Consider the following 15,989-nt stretch of genomic DNA (forward strand, 5'->3'; position numbering starts at 1 on the left):
CGCCCGGACACCCCCGGACACCCCCACCACCCACCACCCCCCTCGGCCACCCGGCCCTGCGGGCCCGGCCCCTGTCCCGTCATCCCGGATCGATCCGTTCCGCCCCTGCCCCGGAGGCACACGCGCATGAGCACCTCCCGTACCCGCCGCACCGCCAGATCCCGCGGCCCCCTCCGCACCGCCCTCGCCCTCGCCCTGCCCCTCGCGGCGCTGGTCTCCTGTACCGGAGGAGGGACCGCAGCCGTGCCGACCGTCGAAGCCGGCAGCGGCAAGGGCACCATCCGCGTCTGGGCCCACCAGGGACAGAAGAGCGAGGACGCCGCGCTCCAGGCCGCGGTGGCGGCCTTCAACCGCGCGCAGAAGGACGTGAAGGCCGAGCTGAAGCTGATACCCGGCAACGACTACACGAAGACCGTCACCGCCACCGACCCCGCCTCCCTGCCGGACGTCATGGAGTTCGACGGCCCCACGATGGCGAACTTCGTCCACAACGGGAAGCTCGCCCCCCTCGACCCGTACGTGTCCGTCGAGACCGTCGCCAACGCCACCGACGCCGTCAAGGCGCAGGGCACGATCGGCGACCACCTGTACGGCCTCGCCATGTACGACTCCGGCCTCGGCGTCTACGGCAACAAGAAGGTGCTGGAGGCGGCCGGTGTGGACTATCCGAAGGGCGTCGGCGATGCCTGGACGGCCGAGGAGTTCACCGCCGCGCTCAAGGCACTGAAGGCCGTGGACCCCGACGGCGACGGCAAGGTCCTCGACGTGTCGGAGAACTACGGGTTGGCCACCGAATGGGGCACCTACGGCTTCTCACCGGTCGTGTGGTCCGCCGGCGGCGCGCTCCTGGAGGACGGCAGGGCCGCCGGCGCCCTCGACGGCCCCGAGGCGGTGTCGGCGCTGACGACCGTCCAGTCGTGGAAGCCGTACGTCGACCCCAACACCGACGGCAACGCCTTCGCCAAGGGCCGCGTGGCGCTCAGCTGGGTCGGCCACTGGCAGTACCCCGCCTACAGCGCCGCCCTGGGCGACGACCTCACCGTCCTGCCCCTGCCCGACTTCGGCCACGGCACCAAGACCGGCCAGGGCTCGTGGGCCTGGGGCATCGGAGCCGCCTCGAAGAACGGCAAGGCCGCCGGGGCCTTCCTGGACTTCCTCCTCGACGACGAGAGCGTCGGCGCCATGACGAAGGCCAACGGCGCCCCACCCGCCACGCACACCGCGCTCGCCGAGAGCGAGCTCTACCGTAAGGGCGGCCCGCTCCAGGTCTTCGCCGACCAGCTCGCCATGCCCTGCGGCACCCGTGCCGCCGGCCCGTCCTGCGTCGCCGTGACCCGCCCCGTCACCGCCGGGTACCCGGTGGTCACCTCCGAGTTCGGCAAGGCCCTGTACGCGGTGTACGGCGGCGCGGACCCCGAGACGGCCCTGTCGAAGGCGGCCCGCGCCATCGACCGGGACTTCGCGGACAACGACGGCTACCCGCTGGGTTAGGAGCAGGTGCTGCACATGACCACGCGAACCGTACGGTCCAGGACCGTCACCAGGCCGGCGGCCGAGGCGTCCGCCCCGCAGCCGGGCACACCACCCACCGGGGGCGCCGGGCGGCGGCGCGGGCGCGAGGGGGTGCACGGGCTGCTCATGGCGGCCCCCGCCCTGCTCGGCCTCGTCCTCTTCGTCGGCGTACCGTTCGTGCACGCCGTCGTGATGTCGTTCTTCGATGTCCGGCTCGGATCGCCCCTGGAGCCCCGCTTCTTCGGCGTCGAGCACTACCGGCGGCTGTTCACGGACCCGGACCTGTCCGGCCCGTTCCTGCGGGCCCTGCTGAACAACCTCACCTTCGCCGCCGTCGTCGTGCCCCTCCAGACCGGCCTCGCACTGGCCCTGGCGCTCCTGCTGAACCGCAAGCTCAGGGCCATCGGCCTCTTCCGGTCGGTCTTCTTCCTGCCGGTGGTCTTCCCGATGGCCCTGGTCGCCGTCGTCTGGCGGCTGATCCTCGCCCGCAGCGACGAGGGCATGCTGAACTCCCTCCTGCACCACCTCAGCATGGGCCACTGGGGCGCCTTCGACTGGCTGGGGGACGCGGCCACCGCCCTGGCGTCCGTCATCGTCCTGTCCGTCTGGCAGGGCGTCGGCTTCCAGATGGTGATCCTGCTCGCCGGTCTCCAGCAGATCCCGGACGAGCTGTACGAGGCCGCCCGGCTCGACCGGGCCGGACGCTGGCAGCAGTTCCGCCACGTCACCCTGCCCGGCATCCGCGGCACCCTCGTCTTCGTCGCCATGCTGACGTCGGTGCTGTCCTTCCGGGTCTTCGACCAGGTGTACGTCCTGGTCCGGGGCGGCGGGCTCGACGAGGACGCCACCCGCACCGTGATGTACGAGGCGGTCACCACCGCCTTCGACCAGAACAACGTCGGCCGGGCCGCCGCGATCACCGTGGTCTTCTTCCTGATCGTCGTCGCCCTGACGCTGCTGCAGCGCCGCGTCGTCCGTCCCGAGAACGAGGACTGAGCCCCCGTGTCCCGTACGCCCCTGCGCCGCATCCTCGACTACGCCGTCCTCAGCGTCCTGGCGTTCGTGTTCGCCCTGCCCGTGATCTACCTGGCCGTCGGCAGCCTCAAGCCCTCCGACCAGGTCCTGAGCGGCCTGTCCGGCTTCCTCCCCACCGACCTGTCCCTGGACAACTACGCCGCTGTCCTCGACAGCCTGAACTCCGACAGCACCGGCTACTTCTGGCGCTTCACCGGCGTCTCGGTGCTGCTGGCCGCCGTCGTCGTGTGCGGCGGGCTGATCGTCAACTCCCTGGCGGCCTACGGCCTGTCCCGCCTCCGCTGGCGCGGCAGGAAGGCCGTGTTCGGGCTGGTCCTGCTGCTGATGCTGGTGCCGTTCGAGTCGGTGGCCGTGCCGCTGTTCCACCTCTACAACGACCAGCGCGACACCCTCCTCATCCAGGCGATGCCCTTCGTCGCCAACGCCTTCTCCGTCTACCAGTTCCACACGTTCTTCCAGAAGATCCCGCCCAGCATCGAGGAGGCGGCGCGGCTGGACGGCGCCGGACCGTGGCGGACGTTCTTCGCGATCATCGTGCCGATGAGCCGGCCCGCCTTCGCGTCCGTCGCCATCCTGACCTTCCTCGTCCAGTGGGGGTCCTTCCTGTGGCCGGTCCTGATGGTGGCCGACCCCGCCGTACGCCCCCTCCCGCTGGCGCTCAGCGTCTTCCAGGGGCAGCAGCCGCCGGACTGGGGGCAGATCCTCGCGTTCGGCGTGATGCTGGTGCTGCCGGTCCTGATCGTCTTCGCCTTCTTCCAGCGCTGGTTCGTCCAGGGCGTCGCCGGCTCGGCGGTCAAGGGGTGAGGCGATGAGCGGCGGGACCGGTCGGACGGAGACCATGAGCGCGGGGGGCGCGGACACCGCAGGCGGGGGGAACGAGGAGAGGAGCACACGGATGAGGGGCGCAGCAGCCGCGGCCGGACCGGCGGTCACCGTGCTGGGTGAATGCGTCGCCGACGCGTTCACCGAGCACACACCGGACGGTGAGGAACTGTCGCTCAGGGTGCTGCCCGGCGGCGGCCCCGCCAACACGGCGGTGGCCCTGGCCCGCCTCGGCACCCCCACCCGGTTCCGGGGCCGGATCTCGGACGACGTCTTCGGCGGGCTGTTCCGCACCCGGCTGGCCGCGTCCGGTGTGGACGTGTCCGGCTGCGTGTCCGCCGCCGAGCCCAGCACCCTCGCCGTGGCCGACCTCGACGCCCGCGGCCACGCCACGTACTCCTTCCACGCGGAGGGCGCCGCCGACTGGCAGTGGACCGCCGAGGAACTCGCCGCCGCGGCGCCGGGCGACTCGGTGTGCCTCCACACCGGTTCCCTGGCCCTGATCAGGGAGCCGGGCGGTCGCCGGGTCGAGGACCACCTGGCGGCGGTACGGGAGCGGACCACGGTCTCCATCGACCCCAACGTACGGCCCCTGCTGGTGCCGCCCGGGGCGTACCGGGCCCGCCTCGCCCGGTGGTGTGCCCTGACGGACGTCCTCCGGCTCAGCGAGGACGACCTCGGGCACCTCATGCCCGGAGCGTCCCCGGAGGCCGCCTGCGACGCCTGGCACGAGGCCGGTGCCCGTCTCGTGGTGATCACCCTCGGCGGCCGAGGAGCCCTCGCGTCCCTCGACGGCACCCGTGTGACGGTGCCGTCGGCGCCGGCCGTCGTCGTCGACACGGTGGGGGCGGGCGACTCCTTCACCGCGGGCCTGCTGCACGCGCTCGCCCGCCTCGGCCGGCTCGGCGGCCGCCTGGACGCGCTCACCGCCGAGGAGACGGCGGTCAGCTGTGCGTACGCCGCCCGGGTCGCCGCCGCCACCTGCGCCGTGCCGGGGGCGGACCCGCCGTGGGCGGACGACGTGGGCGCCTTCCGCTGACGCCGGGCGGCGGTTCCCGAGACCGGGGTGGTCGCGCGCCGGCTCCGGTGGCCTCCGCCGGGCGGGGGCCCTGACGGCCCGTGTCGACGAGGCCCGCGCGGTCCGGAACGCCCGGTGCGGTCGGGGCCGGTTCGACGCACCCGGCAGCACCCTCGGCGGCGGCCGGTCCTGCCCCCGGGCGGCCCCGCACGGCCCGGTGGGCATGACGGATGCGGCGGCCCGGCCGCGGCGGCCGGCTCCGCCGGTCCGGTGGTGGTGGGCCGGCAGGCCCGGGAGTGCGCCCGTGGGCCCCGGGCCCGGCGGCGGCCCGGGGTGTCGCACCGCGCCGCCGCAGCCGGCCACGGCCGGTGCGCCCGAGGGAGTGCGGTCGCCTCGCAGAGGGGTACGCGAAGGCCGAGGGGTACGACTGCGGGGCCCGGCTCCTCGCCCCGACGGCCGGCCCGCGCCGTCCCGGCCCGTGCAAGGCCCGCACCATAGAACGGGAGGCCACCGAAGGAGCGGCCACCGGGGCGACGCGGCGGTGCGGGTCCCGGCCCGTGCTGCGCCGCTCCACCGGAGAGGAGGACCCCCATGAGTCCGGAACTCGTCGGCATCGCCTTCGGCGCGGTCGTGCTGCTCCTGCTCCTGGCCGTGTCCGTCAAGGTCGTGCCCGAGTACGAACGCGGAGTCATCTTCCGTCTCGGCCGCATCATCGGTGCCAAGGGCCCGGGCCTGTTCTTCATCATCCCCGTCGTGGACCGCATGGTGAAGGTGTCGCTGCGCACCGTCACCATGGACATCCCGCCGCAGGACGTCATCACCAAGGACAACGTCACCGTGCGCGTCAACGCAGTGACCTACTTCAACGTCGTCGACCCGAACAGGTCCGTCGTGGCGATCGAGGACCATGTGAAGGGCACGTCGCAGATCGCCCAGACCACGCTGCGCAGCATTCTCGGCCAGGTCGACCTCGATGAACTGCTCGTGAACCGCGACGAGATCAACCAGCGGCTCCAGCGCATCATCGACGACGTCACCAACCCGTGGGGCGTGAAGGTCACCCTCGTCGAGGTGAAGGACGTCGAACTGCCCGAGACGATGCGTCGGGCCATGGCCCGCCAGGCGGAGGCGGAGCGGGACCGGCGGGCGAAGGCCATCCACGCGAAGGGCGAGTTCGAGGCCGCCGAGACGCTCGCCGACGCGGCCCAGCGGCTGGAGGGGCACCCGGCCGCACTGCACCTGCGGATCCTGTCCACCATGGCGGAGATCTCCTCCGAGCGGAACTCCACGCTCATCTTCCCGCTGCCCATGGAGGTGCTCCGCCTGGTCGACATGCTCCGCCCCGAGGACGGCAGGCCCCCGGGCCCCGCGAGACCGGTCGCCCAGGCGCCGTCCTAGCCGGCGGCGCCGGTACCGAGCAGTCACGGCGTACCAGCCACCGGAGGAGGCCCGACATGGCATCAGGAATGGACGAGGACCGCCTGCTCGCCGAGATCGAGCGGTCACTGGCCCGCGACGACCCCGCCCTGGACGAGCGCATGTCCGTGCTCGGTCGCCAGTTCGCCGAGGGGCCGCCGCCGGAGCCGGACCCGGAGGACGGCGTGGAGCACCCGCACGGCAGGCGCCGCGACTGGCGCAAGATCGTCGCTGTGGTCGCCGTCGTGGTCGCCGTTCTCGGCCTGGTGCTCACGGCGCTCCTGTCCGGGCCGTCCGCGACGGTGCCCGACCAGGCGCCACCCGCCGGGCTGCCCGCCGCGGTCCAGGCCGCGCCCGCCCCACCGGTGCCGTACGCGTGAGGAGGGGCCGACGGGCGGGCAACGCCTGTCCGAGTACCGGCCTGGGGCCCCGTACCGACCGTCAGGACCCTGTACGGGCTTGACGAGCCGGGCGCGGAGCCGCGCCGCGCCCGGCGGTCCGGATGGGCGGCACCCCGTGCCCGCCGCGGCGTACGGGCTGTGACGACCCGGGCGTGGAGCCGGCCCCGCAGCGCGCACGGCGCTCGGGGGCAGGGTCACGCCACGCTCGGCTCCGCGCCCCGTTCCCCGCCCTCGTTCCCATCCGGCAGGTCCGGCAGGTCCGGCAGGTCCGGCAGGAGCAGGAGGAGATCGGGGACGCCGCACACCCGCACCCTGGGCGACAGCTTCTCCAGCGTCTCCACGACCTCACGCCTGGCCCCCGCCGACCGCGCCGCCGCGCACAGTTGGTCCCTGCCGACCCATCCCGACCCGAACGCCCCGCGCGTACAGGCCCCGATCTCCTGCCGTGTCACCGCTGACATGGCTCCCGCCCTCCGACGCCGCTCACCGCAGACTCGTCACTCCCCGCAAGCGTATCGTCACGGTGCCGGGCGGCTCGCGGGTCGTGGTCGGTGCGGGGCTCGATGACTCTCACGTGATGTACGGGTTAACGTTCGACGGCCGCCGGGCGGCAGGTCCGCTCCCGTACGCGAATTCCCGGCCGGCGCACGGTCCTGGCGCGGTTCCGACTTGCCTCCGCACTTTGCCCCTGCGTTAGATTGGTGCCGCTTGCCGGCGGGTCGCTGCAGCGACCCGCAGCGCGGCCCCGGGCGGCGAAGGAGCCGCCCGCCGGCGCCGCCCCGACTTTCACCCTCAGTCTTTCCGGCACGCGCGGCCACCGCTCGTGCGCGCTCACACGCTTGGGGAGAACCATGTCCGACGACGTCACCCGCACCGAGATCGCCGAGCACCTGGCGGCGGTCTTCGCCAACGGTGCGCTGAGCAGAAGCGACCTGCTGATCGCGGCCGCCGGGGCGCGGCCCGAGGTGCGCCGGGTGTTGGAGGGCCTGCCCGACCGCCGGTACACCGAACTGCGCCAGGTGTGGGAGGACCTGCCGACCGTCCCGGTCGGTCTCTGACCGCGGACGGCGGACCGCACCCGCACTCCGCACCCGGCCCGCACGACCACGACACCGCACCACACCGGAGCAACCACGAACATGGCCGTCTTCATGCTGAGCCTCACTGACGGCGGGGACACCCTCGTCGAGGCCACCGCCGCAGGGCGCACCGCCACCGGCGAGATCGTCCTGGAGCGCACCGACCACCACGGCAGGTCGGAACGCGTGCGCACCTTCCGGGCCGGCACCGTGACCGCCGTCTACCGGAGGGGACCCGCCGACGGCGGCCTGTACGGCTGGCTCCCCCAGCCCCCCGACGGCACGTGGTGGTGCTACTGACGGCGCCACCGGCAGCGGTCGCGCCGCCCCGGCCGGAGATCCCTCGCGCCGCTGCTCCCACGTCCGCCCCGCAAGCACTCCCGGTGCCCCCGCAGCCCTTCACGCCCCGCGGCCCCTCGCCCGCGGCGCGATCCCGGCGGCGGGGGCGCAGCCGTGCCGCCGGATAGGGCGGGTCAGCCGCGCGACCGGTGGGCCGCCTCCGCTATGGCGCGCGCTCGTGCCGGCCCCAGCCGCAGCAGGTACGCCGTACGACCGAGCACCGCCCGGATGCAGCCGCGCGGCGCGTACCAGGGTTCGCCCACGCGCACCTCCGCCAGGGGGGCGCTGTCGATCTCGCTCCCGTGGCTGTTCAGCAGGGTCAGCCTCCCCTCCGCCACCCGGACCCGGCCCGCCGTCGTCAGCTGCCGCCATCCGCGGCGGATCAGGACACCGCGCTCCTCGAACTCCTGTTCGGCCATGTCGCGCCCCCAGTCACCCACACGCCGACCTTCCGAGGACCCTACCCACGGCCGACGGCCGAAAATGCACCTTCCGCCCGCCGCCCTGCCCGGCCGTCGGGTCAGCCCGCATCCAACAGTTGCAGGTGTTTGGTCGCGTCACCCCATCGGATGACCCGCCCGGCGGCACGCTGGACCCATGTCCTACGACTCAGGGAACAGCCACATGGACGAGAGCCACAGGACGGGAGAGCCGCCGGGCGGCGCGGCGGGCGGGCAGCCCGACGGCCACCTGCACGGCGCCAGGAGCCCGGAGGACAGCGTCCCCGCGTACCGCACCGTCCGGGTCGCCGCCCTCGACGACCCTCTGGTGGCGATGGCCGACGCGGAGGCGTGGACGGCCCGCGAGAGGTACCCGCAGCTGCTGTCGGCCGGTGCCCCGTCCTTCGGTGTCGTACGAGAACGCGAGCAGGGCGGCTGGGAACTCCTCGACAGCTGCTCGGGTCAGACTCCCCAGGACGCCCGCGACTCGATGGGCTCGCAGTTCCGCCGCCGCGCCCAGGAGGCCGGGGAAGCCGGGGACCAGGACGGGTACGACGCCTGCATGCGGGCCGCCGAGCGCATGGAGTGGGAGAAGCTCGATGAGTTGACGGTGCTGGGGGAGCGCTACCGCGTCGTCCGGGCGGAGGCGTTCATCCGTTCCGGGCCGGAGGGCCCCGAGCCGCCCCGCATCTCGGACCCCGACCTCCCGAAGCCGGGCCGCGGCCACGAGCGGCCCTGTCCCACCACCGGCTTCGTCCTCGATCCGGCGCGGCCCACGGGCATGTCCGAGGGCGTGCTGAAGGTCGACCTGCTCTCCCTCGTCCGCCCGGCGGGCGCCGGGCCCCGCGCCATCCGCGAGGACTCGGTGCGGGCGACCCGCACCCATCCGGGCGGGGTGCTCCTGCCGGCCACTTTCATGACGGCCGAGCAGGTGAAGGGCCGCTGGCGGCCGGACTCCCACACCGGCGCCGCCACCCCGCAGCACGCGCGGGACTCCCTCACCTTCACGCTCCGGGTCATGATCCCGTGGGAGGAGGAGCTCGACGCAGAGGGGCGGGCCCCCTACAACGCGGCGGCCGACCGCTTCGACGCGGTGCCGTCCGACGACCTGGAGGTGGCGGGCCGCCACTTCCGGATCGTCCGCGTGGAACGCCTCGTACGGTTCGGACCCGACGGGCCCGAGGGACCGCGGCCGTCCGACCCCGACCCGCAGCAGCCCGTCATGGTGCAGGACCGGCAGCTCCGCGCCCAGGGCCTCATCAGTGACGACGAGGACGATGCGCCCGTCGTGCTCGACGAGCACACGCAGCGCCTCGCCGACCTGTTCCACGAGGAGGAGGCCCGGCTGAGGGTCCTCAGGGACCGCGAGAAGGAGCGGACGGAGGAGCGCGGCAGCGCACGCGGGGAACCGCGCCCCGACCCCGCCGGCTAGCGCCTGTCCACCGACCCGTCCCGGCCGGCCCTCCCTTGCCCGCGGAGCCGGACCGGCCCACCCGGCACGCCTGCGGCCTCCGCCGTCCTGGCCCGCCCGGCCCACCTGGAACGCGCGCCACGGCCCCGGGCGCGGCTGCCGAGCCGGGGCGCCGGGCGGCCTACCGGTCGCCGGGCCCACGACAGCGCGGCGATCACGGGCCCCGGCGACCCGGTCCGGCGCAGAATCCGGCGCAGGTCCGCCGGTCGCCCGCCGGCCCGCGCCCCGCCTGCCGCCCCCGGGCTGTTCCGCCCGCCCGGCGTTTTCGCGCCCCCCGGTGCGGGAGCCCCTTGCGGACGGCCCCGGGGAGCCGGCGGCCGGCTTGCCCGGTGCGGCGCGGTTCTCGGCCGGAGAGGGCCGGCCCGGTCATGAGGCCGGGGCCGGCTCGCGGCGGCCGTGAGGGGGGGACTGGATCCGGCCGGGAAGTCCGCAGGGGCCGGTACCGCGGGCACGTCTGCCGGCGGGCGCAGCGCCTCCCGGGGAAGGCCCCGCGGCGGCTCCACGGCGGCACGCGGGCGGTGGTGCCCGCGGCGGCACGACCGCCCGCGATCGTTCTGTGTGCCGCTCAGCCCTGGCGCCGCCCTGGGGCCGCAGTGTTACAAATGAGCGTGGTCAACTTTTTCGACCGGTTCCGTGGCGCTTCGGTCCGGTCGCTGGCCGAAAGGCTCCCACGCAGCGTCGCCGGACAGGTGTTCGTCCTCCAGGTGACGCTGGTCGTGCTGCTGGTGCTCGGCGCCCTGCTGGCGCTGCTGCTCCAGTCGCGCACCGACATCGACCGCGCGGCGCGCAACCGCTCCATCGCGGTGGCGGAAACGTTCGCCCACGCGCCCGGCCTGCTGGAGACACTGGAGCAGCCCAACCCTTCGGAGGTGCTGCAACCGATCACCGAGACCACCCGCGAGCGGGCGGGCGTCGACTTCATCGTCGTCATGGACACCGAAGGCATCCGCTACACACATCCCCTCCCGGAACGCATCGGGCAGCGGTTCGTCGGCACCATCGAGCCGTCCCTGGCGGGCCGGGTGCTCACCGAACGGGTCGACGGCCCGCTCGGCGACGAGGTGCAGGCCGTGGTACCCGTCACCAACCCGGAGGGCGAGGTCGTCGCCCTGGTCTCCGCGGGCCTGAAGGTCGAGAACGTCACCGGGCTGGTCAACCGGCAGCTGCCCGTCATCCTCGGCACCAGCGCCGCGGCCCTGGCCGTCGCCACCGCCGGCACCGCACTCGTCACGCGGCGCCTGCGCCGCCAGACCCACGGCCTGGGGCCCGCCGAGATGACCCGGGTGTACGAACACCACAACGCCGTCCTCCACGCCGTCCGCGAGGGCGTCGTCATCGTCGGCGGGGACGGAAGCCTCGTCCTGGCCAACGACGAGGCAGAGCGGCTCCTGAAGCTGGCGCCCGACGCCGAGGGACGGCACATCAGGGAGCTTCCCGGCCTGGACCCGCGCATGGCGGACCTGCTGGCGTCGGGGCGCCTCGCCACCGACGAGGTCGTGCCGGCCGCCGGCCGGCTCCTCGCCGTCAACCAGCGCCCCACCGACCCGTACGGCGGGCACGGCGGCACCGTCGTCACCATCCGCGACACCACCGAGCTGCGCGCCCTCAGCGGCCGCGCCCAGGTCGCCCGCAAGCGGCTCAACCTGCTCTACGACGCGGGCGTCGGCATCGGCACCACCCTCGACGTCGTCCGCACCGCGGAGGAACTCGCCGAGGTCGCCGTCCCCCGGTTCGCGGACTTCGTGACCGTGGACCTCTCCGACCCCGTCCTGCGCGGCGAGGAGCCGGCCGGCACCAGCACCGACATGCGGCGCACCGCCTCCCGCGGCATCCGCGACGACCACCCGCTGTACCCGACGGGCCGCATGATCGCCTTCGTCCCGTCCACCCCGCAGGCCCGCGGCTACGGGTCCGGACGCGCCGAACTGGTCCCCGACCTGTCCCAGGCACCCGGCTGGCAGGCCCAGGACCGCGAGCGGGCCGCCGCGATCGTGGCGTACGGCATCCACTCCCTGATCACCGTGCCCCTCAGGGCCCGCGGCGTCGTCCTCGGCGTGGTGAACTTCTGGCGCTCGGAGAAGCCGGAGCCCTTCGAGGCGGAGGACATCATCCTCGCGGAGGAACTCGTCGCCCGGGCCGCCGTGGCCATCGACAACGCCCGCCGCTACACCCGCGAGCACGCCATGGCCGTCACCCTCCAGCGCAGCCTGCTGCCGCGCGCCCTGCCGGAGCAGAGCGCCGTGGAGGTCGCCCACCGCTACCTGCCCGCGCAGTCCGGGGTGGGCGGCGACTGGTTCGACGTCATCCCGCTGCCCGGCAGCCGGGTCGCCCTCGTCGTCGGCGACGTCGTCGGCCACGGACTGCACGCTGCGGCGAGCATGGGCCGGCTGCGGACCGCGGTCCACAACTTCTCCACCCTCGACCTGCCGCCGGACGAACTCCTCGGCCGACTGGACGACCTCATCGGCCGCATCGACCAGGACGAGACCGCCCCCGGGCCCGGCGGGGCGCCCGGCAACGGCGCGGGCATGACCGGCGCCACCTGCCTGTACGCCGTGTACGACCCGGTCACCCGGCGCTGCGCCCTGGCGCGCGCCGGCCACCCCATGCCCGCCGTCGTCGACCCGGCCGGGCGGGTGGAGTTCCCCGACCTGCCGGCGGGACCCCCGCTGGGCCTCGGCGGCATACCGTACGAGACGGTCGAGCTCGACGTGGCGGAGGGCAGTCAGCTCGTCTTCTACACCGACGGGCTGATCGAGGAGCGCAGCCGCGACATCGACGTGGGGCTGGAGCTGCTGAGGCAGTCCCTCGCAGGGCCGGGCCGCAGCCCCGAGGACAGCTGCCGCGCCGTGCTGGACGCGCTGCTGCCCGCCCACCCCAAGGACGACGTGGCGCTGCTCATCGCCCGCACCCGCGGCCTGGGCGCGGACCGCGTGGCCGACTGGGACGTGCCCTTCCACCCGGGGGCGGTGGCCGGCATCCGGGCCGCGGCGGCCGCGCAGCTCGACGCGTGGGGACTGTCCGACCTGGCCTTCACCGTCGAGCTGGTCCTCAGCGAGCTGATCACCAACGCCATCCGCTACGGCGCCCCGCCGGTGCACGTGCGGCTGATCCACGACCGGGTCCTGACCTGCGAGGTGTCCGACACCAGCAGCACCTCGCCGCACCTGCGGTACGCGGCGACCACCGACGAGGGCGGCCGCGGCCTCTTCCTCGTGGCGCAGCTCGCCGAGCGGTGGGGCACCCGCTACACCCCTCAGGGCAAGGTCATCTGGGCGGAGCAGCAGCTCCCCGGCTCCGGAACAGGGCCCGTACGCGGGCCGGAGGCGGCGTTCGACCCGCTGGACGCCTTCGACGTCGATCCGCTGTGACGCTGCGACCGCCGTGATGGCGGCGGCGCGGCCGCCGGGCGGGCCGCGGGCGCGCTACCTTCACTCCCATGTTCACGGCTGAAGGTCCGACCCTGCGGGAGCTCACCGCCCAGGCGCTCTCGTCCGTGGAGCACGGCTACGACCTGCTCGCCCCGAAGTTCGACGTCACGCCCTTCCGGACGCCCGCGGTGGTCCTGGAGGCCACGGCGGAGGCGCTGCGGCCCTGGGGGCCGTTCGACGCGGGCCTGGACGTCTGCTGCGGCACGGGTGCCGGTACGGGGCTGCTGCGGGAGCTGTGCCGGGAGCGGGTGACCGGCGTGGACGTCAGCGCCGGCATGCTCGCGCGCGCCCGGGCCGCCCACCCTCCGGAGGCGGCGCCGGGGCCCCGCCCGGAGTGGGTGCGGGCCGACGTGCGGGCCCTGCCGTTCCGTGCCGAGTTCGACCTTGCGGTGAGCTTCGGCGCGGCCGGGCACTTCCTGCCGCGGGAGCGGCCCGGACTGTTCGCCCGCGTCCACACGGCGCTGCGGCCCGGCGGGCGCTTCGCGTTCCCCGTCGTGGCGCCGCCGCGAGTCGGCTCCGCGGCGTACTGGACGTCGTGGGCCTTCGACACGGCGATGCGGGTGCGCAACGCACTGTGGTGGCCGCCGTTCGTCATGTACTACCGCACCTGGCCGCTGCGCGGCGTGCTGGACGACCTGGAGCGTGCGGGGTTCGGCCCCGCCGGCCTCGTCCCGCTGGAGGCCCTGGGGCGCCGGGCGGACGGTGCGCCGCGCTGCCGCCTGGTCGTGGCGCGCCGCCCCGGCTGACTGCCGGGGCGGCGCGGCGGTCTGCGCGGACGTCTGGGTCAGGCTCTGCCGACCTCCCTGTTCACGGCTGCGGGGGAGTCGTACTCCTTGTCCGGCAGGGACTTCAGGGCGTCCATGATCTTCTTGCCGGCGCCGTGCTGCTCCGCCCGGCGGACGATGTCCTGCTTGGAGGCGGGGTAGTGGACGCCGCCCAGGTTCTTCTGCATTTCGATGGGGTTCACGGTCATGGCGGCCGAGTACCACGAGGGGCTCCTGTCACACCGGGTCGCGTCCCGTGGGGCGAAGCCATCACGGTTGCATCACAATGTCGTGTGAAGGTCGGGCAGTCCGGGCACAACCCCCTGCGGGACGGCATCCTTCGATGCCCGATCCGGGCTCCTCTCTTGCGCCGCCCGGCCCTCGCTCATGTCACACCCCAGGAGGGCGGGCAGCGCCTGTCCCCTTCGCATCCCAAGGTGTCGGAAAGGCAGGTACGCCCCATGCTGTTGGCGCATCCCGCTGTGCTCAGCGAGCTTGTGGCCCGGTACGAATCCCTGTGCGCCGCCGCTCAGGAACGGGTTGTCGCCCCGGACCTGAAACGCCGCCTGGAGGACGTGACGTACACGCTGTGCGTGACGACGGGTACGCGGCACCTGGAGCACGCCTTGGCGGCCGCCCGGGCGCGCCTGGCCGCCACTGCGGGCTGAGGAAGTCGGCGGCCCCGGACCAGGGGTAGACCGGGGCCGCCACCCGGGGTCCGCAGGGGAGGGCGGAGGACCCGGCAGCGAACACGCAGGGCGGCGCGAGGAGGGAGCGCCGCCCTACTGTGTTCGTTCATCGGACACCTGGCCGCACCTGTCGGCGCTGCGAGGGCCGTGCGAGCAGTAAATATATTTACTGTTGAGTAAGCAAGGGCATGAAAAATTTCATGCTGCGACTCGGCCGAAAAAGTTCGGTGCCGCCCGGCCGCGCCGGACCCACCGAAGCCCCCTGCCGACGCCTCTGCGTCCCCTTGCGCCTCAGTCGTCCAAGAAGAACTCGTGCTGCATGGCGACTTGCTCGTACCTCTCCAACCGCGCCTGCGTACGGTCCGGTTCGGCGTCGGCCATCGCCTGGAGCAGGGCCGCGCAGAGCACCCCGGGGGCGGCGTAGGAGTCGAAGACGAGGCGTGAACCGGTCGGCGCGGTGAGCGCCACGTCGGCCGCCTCGACCAGGGGACCCATGGTCAGGTCAGTGATCAGCGCCACACGCAGGCCCGCCCGTCGCGCCGCGCGCAGCGCCGCCAGCGTCTCGTTCGCGTGCCGTGGCATCGCGAAGGCCAGCACCCAGCCGCCGCCCGCCTCGCCCGCCTGGAGGAGCGTGTCGTAGGCGACGCTGCCGCCCCGCGTCACCAGCCGCACGTCCGGATGGATGCGGCGGGCCGCATACGCGAAGTACTCCGCGAGCGACACCGAGATCCGCAAACCCAGCACCGTCAAGGGCACCGATCGCGCCAACTCGCGGCCCAGCTGAAGGACGCGACTCGGGTCCCCCAAGGCCCTCCGCAGGTTCTCCAGGTTCTCGATCTCCGTGTCGATCGCCGCCTGGAGTTCGTTGCGGCGGGCCTCGCGGGTGTCCTGTGCGCCCGCGAGGGCGCTCAGGGCGATGGGCTGAAGCGCCTCCCGCAGCGCGGGGAAGCCGCTGTAGCCGAGGGCGCCGGCGAACCGGGTCACCGACGGCTGGCTCACGCCCACGCGCTCCGCGAGGTCGGTGATCGACAGGAACGCCGCCTCCGTCAGGTGGTCCACGAGGTACTGCGCGATGCGCCGCTGCCCGGGGGACAGCCGGTGGCCGCCGAACAGGGCCCGCACCCGCTCGGCGGGTGTCGGCTCGGCCTCCGGGGCCTGCCGGCCCGGGGTGATCGCCGCCGCCTGTGCGCGTGCCTGCTGGCCCGATGGCACTGATGGCACCGTGCGCCTCCTTCTTTTGTCCCAATTCCGCACAAGATAGCTCACCCGGGGCACCGCACCCCCGGCCCGTCCGCCCCGGGGCCCGCGCACCGGTCGGCAGCCTCCACAGGCCCGTGTGCGGGCCACGCGTGCCGGCCGCCGGAGCGGCCCCGGGAACCGTGCGGCGCTCCCGGCAGCCGGCCGGGGCACCGACGGCCGTCCCGGCCACGCCCGCCCCACGGGTCGGACGGCCGACCGCGACGACGGCAGGACGGCCGCGCACCGCAGCGGTGCGGCACGGGGACACCGCACCGCCGACCGGCGGCCGCGTACCGGTCCGCCCGCAGCCGGGCGGGCGACCCGCACGCGCCA

Annotated in this window: 16 protein-coding genes; 12 read left to right on the forward strand and 4 right to left on the reverse strand. The window is 74.2% G+C overall.

Translation table 11 applies throughout. From position 1 onward, the window contains the following. The first annotated feature begins 126 nt into the window (after window positions 1-126). The 6 genes from BJP40_RS12380 (at window position 127) to BJP40_RS12405 (ending at window position 6,183) form a co-directional block, all read left to right on the forward strand. Window positions 127-1,491, forward strand: coding sequence for an extracellular solute-binding protein (locus BJP40_RS12380; protein ID WP_071280411.1), 1,365 nt, complete (start codon window positions 127-129; stop codon window positions 1,489-1,491). 15 nt (window positions 1,492-1,506) lie between these two features. Continuing rightward, window positions 1,507-2,508 carry a carbohydrate ABC transporter permease gene (locus BJP40_RS12385; protein WP_079171118.1) on the forward strand — a complete coding sequence of 334 codons (1,002 nt, stop codon included), beginning with the start codon at window positions 1,507-1,509 and terminating at the stop codon, window positions 2,506-2,508. Window positions 2,509-2,514: 6 nt separating this feature from the next. Then, window positions 2,515-3,351, forward strand: a complete 837-nt coding sequence (locus BJP40_RS12390) for a carbohydrate ABC transporter permease (protein WP_079171116.1) — start codon at window positions 2,515-2,517, stop codon at window positions 3,349-3,351. A gap of 91 nt (window positions 3,352-3,442) precedes the next feature. Then, a complete protein-coding gene (locus BJP40_RS12395; RefSeq protein WP_071280412.1) occupies window positions 3,443-4,408 on the forward strand; it encodes a carbohydrate kinase in 966 nt (321 codons plus the stop codon). 570 nt (window positions 4,409-4,978) lie between these two features. Then, complete coding sequence (locus BJP40_RS12400; protein ID WP_071280413.1) at window positions 4,979-5,785, forward strand: slipin family protein; 807 nt, start codon at window positions 4,979-4,981, stop codon at window positions 5,783-5,785. A gap of 56 nt (window positions 5,786-5,841) precedes the next feature. Beyond that, window positions 5,842-6,183, forward strand: a complete 342-nt coding sequence (locus BJP40_RS12405) for a DUF3040 domain-containing protein (protein WP_079171117.1) — start codon at window positions 5,842-5,844, stop codon at window positions 6,181-6,183. A gap of 215 nt (window positions 6,184-6,398) precedes the next feature. Here BJP40_RS12405 and BJP40_RS12410 read toward each other — a convergent pair whose 3' ends face one another. Beyond that, the gene (locus tag BJP40_RS12410) at window positions 6,399-6,665 is read right to left on the reverse strand and encodes a DUF2795 domain-containing protein (RefSeq protein ID WP_071280415.1); all 267 of its coding nucleotides are present in this window, start codon (window positions 6,663-6,665) and stop codon (window positions 6,399-6,401) included. 390 nt (window positions 6,666-7,055) lie between these two features. Between BJP40_RS12410 and BJP40_RS12415 the strand changes: the two genes are divergently transcribed. Then, window positions 7,056-7,262, forward strand: coding sequence for a hypothetical protein (locus BJP40_RS12415; RefSeq protein WP_071264608.1), 207 nt, complete (start codon window positions 7,056-7,058; stop codon window positions 7,260-7,262). 81 nt (window positions 7,263-7,343) lie between these two features. Continuing rightward, on the forward strand, window positions 7,344-7,583 hold the full coding sequence (locus BJP40_RS12420; protein WP_071280416.1) for a hypothetical protein: 240 nt from the start codon (window positions 7,344-7,346) through the stop codon (window positions 7,581-7,583). 173 nt (window positions 7,584-7,756) lie between these two features. Here the strand turns inward: BJP40_RS12420 and BJP40_RS12425 are convergent, their stop codons facing one another. Further along, entirely contained in the window at window positions 7,757-8,062 is a 306-nt protein-coding gene (locus BJP40_RS12425; protein WP_107416760.1) for a hypothetical protein, read from the reverse strand. Window positions 8,063-8,219: 157 nt separating this feature from the next. Here BJP40_RS12425 and BJP40_RS12430 point away from each other — a divergent pair, with 157 nt between their 5' ends. From BJP40_RS12430 to BJP40_RS12440, 3 genes are all read left to right on the forward strand, one after another. Then, complete coding sequence (locus BJP40_RS12430) at window positions 8,220-9,494, forward strand: DUF5954 family protein (RefSeq protein ID WP_226962811.1); 1,275 nt, start codon at window positions 8,220-8,222, stop codon at window positions 9,492-9,494. A 641-nt stretch (window positions 9,495-10,135) separates the two neighbouring features. After that, entirely contained in the window at window positions 10,136-12,904 is a 2,769-nt protein-coding gene (locus tag BJP40_RS12435) for a SpoIIE family protein phosphatase/ATP-binding protein (RefSeq protein ID WP_071280417.1), read from the forward strand. A 68-nt stretch (window positions 12,905-12,972) separates the two neighbouring features. Further along, window positions 12,973-13,710, forward strand: coding sequence for a class I SAM-dependent methyltransferase (locus tag BJP40_RS12440; RefSeq protein ID WP_071280418.1), 738 nt, complete (start codon window positions 12,973-12,975; stop codon window positions 13,708-13,710). A 38-nt stretch (window positions 13,711-13,748) separates the two neighbouring features. Here the strand turns inward: BJP40_RS12440 and BJP40_RS12445 are convergent, their stop codons facing one another. Next, the gene (locus BJP40_RS12445; RefSeq protein WP_071280419.1) at window positions 13,749-13,937 is read right to left on the reverse strand and encodes a DUF2795 domain-containing protein; all 189 of its coding nucleotides are present in this window, start codon (window positions 13,935-13,937) and stop codon (window positions 13,749-13,751) included. Between the two features lie 252 nt (window positions 13,938-14,189). Between BJP40_RS12445 and BJP40_RS12450 the strand changes: the two genes are divergently transcribed. Further along, a complete protein-coding gene (locus tag BJP40_RS12450; RefSeq protein ID WP_071271800.1) occupies window positions 14,190-14,396 on the forward strand; it encodes a DUF5133 domain-containing protein in 207 nt (68 codons plus the stop codon). A 312-nt stretch (window positions 14,397-14,708) separates the two neighbouring features. Here BJP40_RS12450 and BJP40_RS12455 read toward each other — a convergent pair whose 3' ends face one another. Continuing rightward, on the reverse strand, window positions 14,709-15,629 hold the full coding sequence (locus BJP40_RS12455) for a MurR/RpiR family transcriptional regulator (RefSeq protein ID WP_071280420.1): 921 nt from the start codon (window positions 15,627-15,629) through the stop codon (window positions 14,709-14,711). Between the last annotated feature and the right edge of the window lie 360 nt (window positions 15,630-15,989).

This window comes from Streptomyces sp. CC53 (assembly GCF_001865245.1).
GTDB lineage: Bacteria > Actinomycetota > Actinomycetes > Streptomycetales > Streptomycetaceae > Streptomyces.

Excerpts from the sequence above, each read along its gene's own strand:
- BJP40_RS12380 (WP_071280411.1), top strand. The coding sequence starts at position 127 with ATGAGCACCTCCCGTACCCGCCGCACCGCCAGATCCCGCGGCCCCCTC.
- BJP40_RS12385 (WP_079171118.1), top strand. The coding sequence starts at position 1,507 with ATGACCACGCGAACCGTACGGTCCAGGACCGTCACCAGGCCGGCGGCC.
- BJP40_RS12395 (WP_071280412.1), top strand. The coding sequence starts at position 3,443 with ATGAGGGGCGCAGCAGCCGCGGCCGGACCGGCGGTCACCGTGCTGGGT.
- BJP40_RS12400 (WP_071280413.1), top strand. The coding sequence starts at position 4,979 with ATGAGTCCGGAACTCGTCGGCATCGCCTTCGGCGCGGTCGTGCTGCTC.
- BJP40_RS12405 (WP_079171117.1), top strand. The coding sequence starts at position 5,842 with ATGGCATCAGGAATGGACGAGGACCGCCTGCTCGCCGAGATCGAGCGG.
- BJP40_RS12410 (WP_071280415.1), bottom strand. The coding sequence starts at position 6,665 with ATGTCAGCGGTGACACGGCAGGAGATCGGGGCCTGTACGCGCGGGGCG.
- BJP40_RS12415 (WP_071264608.1), top strand. The coding sequence starts at position 7,056 with ATGTCCGACGACGTCACCCGCACCGAGATCGCCGAGCACCTGGCGGCG.
- BJP40_RS12420 (WP_071280416.1), top strand. The coding sequence starts at position 7,344 with ATGGCCGTCTTCATGCTGAGCCTCACTGACGGCGGGGACACCCTCGTC.
- BJP40_RS12430 (WP_226962811.1), top strand. The coding sequence starts at position 8,220 with ATGTCCTACGACTCAGGGAACAGCCACATGGACGAGAGCCACAGGACG.
- BJP40_RS12435 (WP_071280417.1), top strand. The coding sequence starts at position 10,136 with ATGAGCGTGGTCAACTTTTTCGACCGGTTCCGTGGCGCTTCGGTCCGG.
- BJP40_RS12440 (WP_071280418.1), top strand. The coding sequence starts at position 12,973 with ATGTTCACGGCTGAAGGTCCGACCCTGCGGGAGCTCACCGCCCAGGCG.
- BJP40_RS12445 (WP_071280419.1), bottom strand. The coding sequence starts at position 13,937 with ATGACCGTGAACCCCATCGAAATGCAGAAGAACCTGGGCGGCGTCCAC.
- BJP40_RS12450 (WP_071271800.1), top strand. The coding sequence starts at position 14,190 with ATGCTGTTGGCGCATCCCGCTGTGCTCAGCGAGCTTGTGGCCCGGTAC.